Consider the following 9290-nt stretch of genomic DNA (forward strand, 5'->3'; position numbering starts at 1 on the left):
AATACTGCTGTCAGTGAAGCGGCTGAACTTTTCCAGTCGCGCCAGCGCAGCTTCCTGCTGCGCCTTACTCGGGTTTGCCATTAGATCTCCACGTACAGCTGGCCGTCTTCTTCGGTTACCGGCCAGGTTTGCAGGGCTTTCTCACCCCGCACCACATTCAGCATCTGCACCCCCGGCGGGAAATTCGCCCACTCGGAGACTTCACCGGTGCGGATATCAAACTTCGCCCGGTGCAGCGGACACTGCACACATTGGTCCTTGAGGATCTTGCCCTTGCCCAGTGAGGCAAACATGTGAGTGCAGCGGGCCTGGGTGGCGTAGAAGCCATCACTCAGGTGGTACACCACCAACTTGGTGTCCCCCGCCTTCATGGCACGGCTTTGTCCTTCCGGTAGATCCTGGCTGGCACAGAGTTCATAACGCATGGCGCTCTCCTTGCTGGCTGAAAAAAATCTGCTGGCTACGAAGCCCCTGTAGGAACGACGCGTAGCGAAGTAACGCACGTAGTTCCGTGCGGCCCGAAGGGTGAGCGTAGCGAATACACCTTCCAGGGGACGAACCTTGCACAGCAAGGCGACAAAGATTAACGCTACCCGTTATTCTTTCTGAAACCTGCCGAGCACTGAAATGCCTGATCGCCCTACGGGCGATTTCCTTGCTTCGCAAGGTTCGCGCCTCAAGATGCACTCCTACAGCGGCTTCGTCGAAACGCATTTTGTGGCTGCGCTTCGCTACTCCAGATACGTATACCCTGCCAGCCCCTCGCGTACCAGCTCGATAAAGCCTTCTTGCTCGGCATTATTCAAATGCGCCTGGCGGCAGTGCTGTTCCAGGGACGCCAGCAGCTTGTCGGTATCGTAGTTCACGTAGCGTAGCACCGAGCTCACCGTATCGCCGTGAATGGCGTGGTCGAGCACGATGTTGCCGTTGTCATCCACGTCCACATCCACGGAATCCGTATCGCCGAACAGGTTGTGCATGTCGCCGAGGATTTCCTGGTACGCGCCCACCATGAAAATACCCAGGTGGCCGTTGAGCTGTTCCGGCAGCGGCAAGGTGGCTTCCACGCCTTCGCCATCCACGAACTGGTCGATGCGGCCATCGGAATCGCAGGTAATGTCCTGAATCACCGCCCGGCGGGTAGCGGGTTTATCCAGACCGGACAGCGGCAGCACCGGGAAGACCTGGTTGATGCCCCACACATCCGGCACCGACTGGAACACGGAGAAGTTCACGAACAACTTGTCCGCCAGGGTTTCGTTGAGGCTGTCGAGCAGTTCGCGCTGCTGCTTGCGCAGCGGATTCAGACGACCGCGCAGGGCCAGCAGGCAATTGATATACAGCTGCTCGCCACGGGCGCGGGTGGCCAAGCCCAGATCCCCGGCAATATAACGCTGGTGAATGTCCTGCCAGGCGCCGGTCACTTCCGAAAAGCGCTCCAGCAGATTGCCCGGCTCACCGGCCAGGGCCTGTTGCAGTTCCCACAGTTGTTGCAACTCCGCCGCGTCATCTGCAGTGGGCGCCTCTACCGCCACCGACGCCATCTGCTCCTGATCGGTGATATTCACCAGCAACACCGCATGGTGGGCGGTCAGCGCCCGGCCGGATTCGGAAATGATGTTGGGCTCCGGCAACCCGTGCTGGGCGCACTGCTGCTGCAGGGTCTGCACGATATGGCGGGCATAGTCGCCCACCCCGTAGTTCATGGAGCAGTAGGAACGGGAGTGAGTACCTTCATAGTCCACCCCCAGGCCACCGCCCACATCCACGGTTTCCACCGCCGCGCCCAGGGCGCGCATCTCGGTGTAGTAACGGGCCGCTTCGCGCATGCCCGCTTTAATATCCTGGATATTGGCCACCTGTGAGCCCAGGTGGAAATGCAGCAGCTTCACGCAGTCCAGTCGCCCGGCGGCACGGCAATGCTCGATGGCCGCCATCAGCTGCGGCGCACTCAGGCCGAACTTGGACTTCTCACCCCCGGTGTTCTGCCAGTTGCCCTTGCTGATGCTCATCAGCCGCACCCGCAGGCCGATACGCGGCGACACGCCCAGCTCGTCTGCCAGCGCCAGCAGCGCCGGCAGCTCGGACATCTTCTCCACCACGATATGCACGCGGAAGCCCAGCTTCTCGCCCATCAGCGCCAGGCGCAGGTATTCCGCGTCCTTGTAGCCATTGCAGACAATAGTGTCGCCCGGGTTGGACAGCGCCAGCACGGCCAGCAGCTCCGGCTTGGAGCCCGCTTCCAGGCCCACTCGCTCGCCTTCATCACGAGCGCGCAGAATCTCGTGCACCACCCGGCGCTGCTGGTTCACCTTGATCGGGTACACCGGTGTGTAGTCGCCCTGATACTGGTGGCTATCGATGGCCTCCCGGAAAGCCCCGGCCAGCAGCTTCACCCGCTGGCGCAAAATCCCGGAAAAGCGCGCCAGCACCGGCGCCCGCAACCCGGCCGCCCGGCAACTTTCCAGCACCGCTTCCAGCGTGGCCTGGCCGCCCTGCTCGCCATTGGGCCGCACACACAGCTGGCCCAAGTGGTCGATACGGAAGTAGCTGTCGCCCCAGCGATCCACGTTATAGATGTCGCTGGCGGGCAAGGGAGAGTTGTCGGTCATTACGGGTCCTGAATAAAGGAGTTATCTGGGGGCATTATGCCTGCCGGGGCGCCGCACTCGCACCCCTTTTTCCTGCTTTACATGGGGGGCGCAGGCCTTACAATCCGGCTTTGAGAGGTAGCCCATTCGCGATGCGAGCATCGCTTCCCACAAAGACCATCCCCAGGGTGGCACCGGTTTTTGTGGGAAGTCATGCTTGCATGACGAAAGACGATCACTCCGCCCACACCATTCCACCGGACCCGCCCATGAGCAGCACCAAAAACAACTGGTTTTACGAGCACTTCGACACCGCCGGCACCGCCTTCGGCCTGCGCCTGAAACAGAAGCTGGAAGAAGTGCAAACCGAGTATCAGCACATCGAGATGTGGGAAACCGACACCTTCGGTTACCTGATGACCATCGATGGCGCCACCATGCTCTCCACCCGCGACAACTTCCTCTACCACGAGATGATGTCGCACCCGGTGCTGTTCAGCCACGCCAACCCCAAGCGCGTCATCATCATCGGCGGCGGCGACTGCGGCACCCTGCGTGAAGTGCTGCGCCACCCCAGCGTGGAAAAAGCCACCCAGATCGACATCGACGAAATGGTCACCCGCTACTCCGAGAAATACTTCCCGGAACTGTGCGAGTCCAACAACGACAGCCGCGCCGAACTGCTGTTCGAAGACGGCGTGCAATACATGCGCAACTGTGAAGACGGCAGCGTGGACGTGATCATCGTGGATTCCACCGACCCGGTGGGCCCGGCGGAAGGCCTGTTCAAGGCCGAGTTCTTCCGCGATTGCCACCGCGTGCTGGCCGACGGCGGCATCATCGTGCAGCAGTCCGAATCCCCGCTGCTGCACAGCGATACCATCATCAAGGATCTGCACGCCAACATGCGCGAAGCGGGTTTCACCAGCACCCAGACCCTGCCCTTCCCGCAGCCGGTGTATCCCAGCGGCTGGTGGAGCTGCACCCTGGCGGGCAAGAACACCGACGTGAGCGAATTCCGCGTAACGGATGCCACAGGCAAAGGATTTGAGACGAAGTATTATTCAGCGGCGATGCATAAGGGGGCGTTGGTTTTGCCGCCGTTTATGGAGAAGGCGATTAAGGGCTGAGTTGAAAGTTGAAAGTTGAAAGTTGAAAGTTGAAAGTTGAAAGTTGAAAGTTGAAAGTTGAAAGTTGAAAGTTGAAAGTTGAAAAAATAATGCCCTTGTCTTCGATGGAAGCAAGGGCATTTTTTATGAAGAAATCTTTTGGGAAATGGGAGACCTGCCCCGATCACTTCGGAGTCAGGACCTCCAGCCCCCATAACTCACCTGCATGCAATGAAGAAAGAATATTGATTCCAGAACCTCAGGTTTGTATTAAATTTCCTCCACTGGATTTGGAATATCCTCAGCAATTTCTTCACGGTTACAGTGCTTAAGAAAAAAATATAATGACGAATCGATTATCTTGAGAACTTTACCCCCTCTATCATAATCAACAAATGGAGGCTGTATTCCTTTTCCGATTTGATGCTGCGTAAGGTTATGGAGGAACTAACCCAAGTCACTGGAGCGCACGTCATCAGGCCTGTGGTGAATATTGCGTATCCCCTCTAAAAGATAACCTCGCGTCATTCCGCGCTGAATATTTTCAAAATCTTCAGTTAGCAGCAACCTGATGAAATAGTATGGGTATGCAAGTGATGGCTTACCGCTTTGCGCACTGACTCGAACGCGTATATCCACAAAAGACTCAAAATTTCTAATGTGTCTTACACCATACTCTTCAGCTTTTTTTGTCATTGCTTGTTCTAGATACTCTTCCTTAATTAAAACAGTTTCACCAGATGTAGAATTTATTCCGGCGAATTGGCAGCATAGCTTGCAAATCTCTTGAACCACTCCAATGCTATCGAAAGACTCATCTACAAGCCTCTCCTTGACATGATAAAAATCGACATTAAGGAGTTTTTCTCCCATTGCTATTACTTTATAAAAGTCTTCTTTCTCCCATGGCTCAACAGCGACTTCAGTGACACGATCCAGCAAATCCCCATTAAACTGGACAAGCCTATTCGCTTCTCTCCATATCCCCAATACAACAAATATATAATGGTGATCTTGAAAAATTCGCAAATCATATGCGAGCGTTTTCTGTACCTCATGCGGCAAGTAGTGAAAATTCTCCAAAACAATAAATTTATTAAAATCATTGGCCTTTAATAGCTCGGAGACATCTTGAGCCAAAGTGAGATTATACTCGACATGCGACTCAGTTTTGCTTGTTCTAGCGCTTGCCTTATCCTGCATCTCTCCCGAAGCTTTGGCACCGCCAACGAAAGGTATCTTGACGCGAAAACTACCTCCGATCTTACCGCCGTGCTCATATCCCGAGTCAGCAGTTTCCGACTCAATGAATGTAACACCTATTTGACGCAATACAGATTTATATATGTCTACCGGGGTGGTTTGCGGCGAGCACTCTACTTTTATATATTGATCTTCATCAAGATGCTTTAATATAAGAGATGTCTTACCTTGCTTGGATGAACCATAGACAATTACTTCATTCCCACTCTTCAAAGCATCTTTGAAACGAGAGTCTACGTCCTCTCTTTCGATATAGGATTTTATAAGCTTGCTTCTCACACCAAAGACATCAACGACTTGATGCATAAACTACCTCTCCTCAAATTAACAGCATATCCAGTTGCAGATGCCACATATCACTTTTCTGTATATCCCCGATTCGCTTCCAACCGACAATCAACCCAAACCCTATCAAATTAGCGTCCTGGGCTATGGCTAAGAACAAATCTCACCTTAAATCTTATTGGGCTCCCGTAAGGGTTAGACCCTCCAGTTATCACAATTCATTCGCACTCAATGTGGAACGGAAGATCTGCTCCTCAACTCTGCTTCTTATTAGACCTAGCGCCGAAGAACTCGGTCTATATCGACAAGTTTCTTGCTGTTACTCTTGAGCTGGTCGTACAGCTCGTTTAATAGCTCTTGAGCTTCTTCGGCCAGCACCTCTCGGTCTTCTCTCTTCCGTGTTGAAACAAGCTTCTTAATTCGGTTGGTGATAGCGCGCTTCTTACCAAGAATGCTGGCATCACTCACTTCCCAGTAAATTTCCCAATAGTCATATTGCTTATACTTCTGGGCCAGCTTAGAAATGGTGCTGCCATTCCTAAGTGCTTCGTTCATTTCATCAAGTTCGTGCTTTTTAATTGGCATGATGCCCCCAAGTTTTTGGATTTATAACAGAGTATTCGAGATTGGGGTCAAGTATTGCCCCATGCGCAGAATCAAAGAGGAGATGCAATTGCAAAAGCCAGCCCCAGGCCAGCATAAAGATAACCAGACAGGCATCCCTTCCCCCGATTCGCTTTCGCAGGCCATGCCACCCTGGCTGGCCGATTGTTATTTGTGATCCAGTTCCGAATCTACACAATCCACCCGCACAAATAAATGCACATGGGGAAAAGTCTGTTTACGGCCGGCCCTCGGCCTTGTCAGCGGCGGCGAAGTGGGCCATTTGGTCGGCGTGGGCCTTGATAAAGGCCGGGCGGGCGGTGGCGCGGGCGATGTAGGCTCGGCAGGCCGGGTGATCTGCCAGGCCGTCGAAGCGGTCGACCAGGCGCAGTACGTCGACCATGAGAATGTCGGCAACAGAGAAAGTGTCGGTGAGCCATTCGCGGCCGGTGAGTGTGGCTTCCATATGCTGGAGACGGGCGGCGAGGAAGGCGTCCAGGTGTTGTCGGCCCGGGGTTGGCTGGTTATCGCCGGCGAACTGGTAGAGGGACCAGGGCAGGCTGGCGGCTTCCACGGAGTTGAGGGCAGCGAAGAGCCAACTAATGACGGCGCTGCGGGCGCTCGGGTCTGCTGGCATCAGCGATGCACTGCGTTCTGCCAGATGCAGGAGGATGGCACCGCTTTCGAACAATGAGAGATCGCCATCGGTGAGCCAGGGCACCTGCCCGAAGGGCTGATGCGCAAAGTGATCGGCTCCCCGTTCGTGAAACGGAACCCTCTGCACCTGATACGGCAACCCGGCCTCTTCCAGCGCCCAGCGCACGCGCAGGTCACGCACGTAACCCCGTGGCATGTCGGGCACCCAGTCATAGGTGGTAAGGACAAGATCCGTCATAGCGCGCTCCCTCGCGTTAGTCTCTTTTCAAGACCCTGAATCTACACAAGATCGCAGCGCAACACACATAGCAAACACGCCTGCCCATCACGAAAAGACAAAAGCCCGGAACACGTCACACGCGCCCGGGCTTTTGTCTTTTCCTTGTAGCTCGTAGCTCGTAGCTATTCTTTAACTTCTTCCTCCACAAAATCGAGCCGGTCCTGCCCGAAGAACATTTCATTGCCCACGAACATGGTTGGCGCGCCGAATACGCCGCGCTTGATGGCGGCCTCGGTGTTGGCTTTGAGCTGCTCTTTCACTTCGTCGCTGGCGGCCTTGTCCAGCCAGGCCTGTGCATCCAGGCCGGCGGCGGTAAGGACGCGGGTGATTTCTTCCGGCTCGGAGAGTTTGCAGGGCTCGCGCCACATGGCGTTGTAGAGGGCGGTGATCACGGCATCCTGTTCCGGGGTGCCGATGGCGGCGGTGATAATGCGCATGGGGGTGATGGTGTTCACCGGGAAGTGCGGGTTCATGGTGAGCGGCACCTGGTAGCGCGCCGAGTAGCGAGCCAGGTCGCGCATCATGTACATGCCCTTGGCGGGCACGGCACCGGGCGGGTTGTTGCCAGTGGCCTTGAAGATGCCGCCCAGCAAGACGGGGACGTAGACCAGTTCAGCGCCGGTGCGCTCGCACAGGGCGGGGAGTTGGCTCCAGGCCAGGTAGGCGGTGGGGCTGCCCACGTCGAAGAGGAATTCGATTTTTTGGGTCATGGGTTGGTCCTTTCTGATTGTCATGTAGGAGCGACGCTCTCTGTGCACTGCGGGTACGCGGCGCGATGGGCGGAGTTAAAAGTTCAAAGTTCAAAGTTCAAAAGCGCGAGAAGAATCACCATGTTCTTTTATACCGTGCCCGCGCTTCAAACGGTTTGAGCGCGAAGCCAAGGCCTTTGAGTGATCTTGGGCGGACTTCGCGTTTTAACTTTGAACTTTCAACTTGTAACTGCTTTTTGTTGCGTGCTGCGTCTCTTAAAACGTTTCCATCCACGGGCGCAGGTCGATTTCGTGGGTCCAGGCGTCGCGGGGTTGTTGGTGGAGCATCCAGTAGGTGTCGGCGATGTGTTCCGGGTTGAGAATGCCAGCCTGTTCTTTCTGGGCATACTTGGCCGGGAAGTTATCGCGGATGAACGCCGTGTCGATGGCGCCATCGATGATCGGGTGGACCACATGAATGCCTTCCGGACCCAACTCCCGGGCCATACTTTGCGCCAACGCGCGCAGGGCAAACTTGGCACCGGCGAAGGCGGAGAAACCCTTGCCGCCGCGCAATGAAGCGGTAGCGCCGGTGAAGATAATGGTGCCCTTGTTGCGCGGCACCATCACCCGGGCGGCTTCGCGGCCCGCCAGGAAACCGGCGAAGGCGGCCATCTCCCAGACCTTGCGGTACACCCGGGCGGTGGTTTCGCGGATGGAGAAGAACACGTTGGCGCCGATGTTGAACACCACCACTTCCACCGGGCCTACCTCGCTTTCGATGGTGTCGAACAGCGCCACCATCTGCTCTTCATCGCGGGCATCGCAACCAAACGGGCGCGCCTTGCCGCCCGCCTGCTCGATCTCCTGCACCAGCGGTGCCAGCGCGTCTTCCGTGCGGCGGGTGACGCAGACGGTGTAGCCTTCGCGGGCAAAGCGTTTGGCGATGGCGCCACCGGTGGCATCGCCGGCACCGATTACCACTACGGCGGATTCTGGCATGGGGCCTCCTGTTCTTCATCAAGGCAAGAAGTAAGTTCCAATTAGGAACTGATAGTCGGTTCTTTTTGGGAACCCGTCAAGCGGGTATGATCAGAAAATGTTCCCGGAGGTTTNCTATGCGCTGGCAAGACATCGACCAACAGCCCTGCTCACTGGCCCGTTCGCTGGCCATTATTGGCGATAACTGGACGCTGCTGGTGCTGCGCGACTGCTTTCTCGGCGTGCGCCGTTTTGATGATTTCCAGCAACGGCTGGGCGTCACCCGCCATGTGCTCAGCGACCGGCTGCGCAAGCTCGCCGAGGGCGGAGTGCTGGAAAAAGTCGCCTACCAGGAACGCCCCCTGCGCCACGAATACCGGCTGACCACCATGGGCCGCGACCTCTACCCGGTGATTGCCCACCTGGCCCAGTGGGGCGACAAATACCTGGCCGACGAAGCCGGCCCGCCGCTGGTGCGCGTGCACCGCCAATGCGGCGAACCGCTGGAGGCCAAACTGCAATGCGGCCATTGCGGTGAGAGCGTGGAGCCCAGGGATATTCGGCTGGAAGAGAACCCGCACTGGGCCGGGGCATTGTTGCCGACCAAAGCGGGTTAGAGGCTTTGTCGGATTACGTCCTCCGGACTAATACGACCTTGTGTCTCTCCGGCGGAAGGATTTGCTACCCTTCCGCCACTGCTGGCGGGCAACCCGTATTCGACCTGAGGCCCTGAGCCTGTGATGTAGATAGGTCCCGCCAGCATTTCTCTCAAAACTTGAACGGTATCCGAGCCCTTCGTTGACCGGATGAGGCTGCACGAACAAGGAGAAGT

At 56.3% G+C, this 9290-nt stretch carries 9 protein-coding genes; 2 read left to right on the forward strand and 7 right to left on the reverse strand.

Features of this window, described 5'->3' with window-relative positions; translation table 11 throughout:
* Positions 1–80: 80 nt before the first annotated feature.
* Positions 81–425, reverse strand: coding sequence for a Rieske 2Fe-2S domain-containing protein (locus tag A3754_RS20105; RefSeq protein WP_063521109.1), 345 nt, complete (start codon positions 423–425; stop codon positions 81–83).
* A 306-nt stretch (positions 426–731) separates the two neighbouring features.
* The gene (gene speA / locus A3754_RS20110; RefSeq protein ID WP_063521110.1) at positions 732–2612 is read right to left on the reverse strand and encodes a biosynthetic arginine decarboxylase; all 1881 of its coding nucleotides are present in this window, start codon (positions 2610–2612) and stop codon (positions 732–734) included.
* Between the two features lie 248 nt (positions 2613–2860).
* On the opposite strand from speA, the gene speE reads away from it, so the two are divergent.
* A complete protein-coding gene (speE, locus tag A3754_RS20115; protein WP_063521111.1) occupies positions 2861–3721 on the forward strand; it encodes a polyamine aminopropyltransferase in 861 nt (286 codons plus the stop codon).
* A gap of 426 nt (positions 3722–4147) precedes the next feature.
* On the opposite strand, the gene A3754_RS20120 is transcribed toward speE, so the two are convergent.
* The 5 genes from A3754_RS20120 to A3754_RS20140 all read right to left on the reverse strand — a co-directional run bounded on the left by A3754_RS20120 (position 4148) and on the right by A3754_RS20140 (position 8479).
* Positions 4148–5269 (reverse strand): AAA family ATPase, encoded by a 1122-nt coding sequence (locus A3754_RS20120; RefSeq protein WP_063521112.1) that lies wholly within the window; start codon positions 5267–5269, stop codon positions 4148–4150.
* A gap of 255 nt (positions 5270–5524) precedes the next feature.
* Positions 5525–5833 carry a hypothetical protein gene (locus tag A3754_RS20125; protein WP_063521113.1) on the reverse strand — a complete coding sequence of 103 codons (309 nt, stop codon included), beginning with the start codon at positions 5831–5833 and terminating at the stop codon, positions 5525–5527.
* Positions 5834–6089: 256 nt separating this feature from the next.
* Positions 6090–6746, reverse strand: a complete 657-nt coding sequence (locus A3754_RS20130) for a glutathione S-transferase family protein (RefSeq protein ID WP_063521114.1) — start codon at positions 6744–6746, stop codon at positions 6090–6092.
* A 164-nt stretch (positions 6747–6910) separates the two neighbouring features.
* Complete coding sequence (locus A3754_RS20135; RefSeq protein ID WP_063521115.1) at positions 6911–7498, reverse strand: 2-hydroxychromene-2-carboxylate isomerase; 588 nt, start codon at positions 7496–7498, stop codon at positions 6911–6913.
* A gap of 255 nt (positions 7499–7753) precedes the next feature.
* Positions 7754–8479 (reverse strand): SDR family oxidoreductase, encoded by a 726-nt coding sequence (locus A3754_RS20140; protein WP_063521116.1) that lies wholly within the window; start codon positions 8477–8479, stop codon positions 7754–7756.
* A gap of 116 nt (positions 8480–8595) precedes the next feature.
* Here A3754_RS20140 and A3754_RS20145 point away from each other — a divergent pair, with 116 nt between their 5' ends.
* Positions 8596–9075, forward strand: coding sequence for a helix-turn-helix domain-containing protein (locus A3754_RS20145; protein WP_063521117.1), 480 nt, complete (start codon positions 8596–8598; stop codon positions 9073–9075).
* Positions 9076–9290 lie beyond the last annotated feature (215 nt).

The organism is Alcanivorax sp. HI0083, assembly GCF_001635175.1.

Bases quoted from the DNA above. Each gene is read 5' to 3' on its own strand.
- A3754_RS20105 (WP_063521109.1), bottom strand. From the start codon at position 425: ATGCGTTATGAACTCTGTGCCAGCCAGGATCTACCGGAAGGACAAAGC.
- speA (WP_063521110.1), bottom strand. From the start codon at position 2,612: ATGACCGACAACTCTCCCTTGCCCGCCAGCGACATCTATAACGTGGAT.
- speE (WP_063521111.1), top strand. From the start codon at position 2,861: ATGAGCAGCACCAAAAACAACTGGTTTTACGAGCACTTCGACACCGCC.
- A3754_RS20120 (WP_063521112.1), bottom strand. From the start codon at position 5,269: ATGCATCAAGTCGTTGATGTCTTTGGTGTGAGAAGCAAGCTTATAAAA.
- A3754_RS20125 (WP_063521113.1), bottom strand. From the start codon at position 5,833: ATGCCAATTAAAAAGCACGAACTTGATGAAATGAACGAAGCACTTAGG.
- A3754_RS20130 (WP_063521114.1), bottom strand. From the start codon at position 6,746: ATGACGGATCTTGTCCTTACCACCTATGACTGGGTGCCCGACATGCCA.
- A3754_RS20135 (WP_063521115.1), bottom strand. From the start codon at position 7,498: ATGACCCAAAAAATCGAATTCCTCTTCGACGTGGGCAGCCCCACCGCC.
- A3754_RS20140 (WP_063521116.1), bottom strand. From the start codon at position 8,479: ATGCCAGAATCCGCCGTAGTGGTAATCGGTGCCGGCGATGCCACCGGT.
- A3754_RS20145 (WP_063521117.1), top strand. From the start codon at position 8,596: ATGCGCTGGCAAGACATCGACCAACAGCCCTGCTCACTGGCCCGTTCG.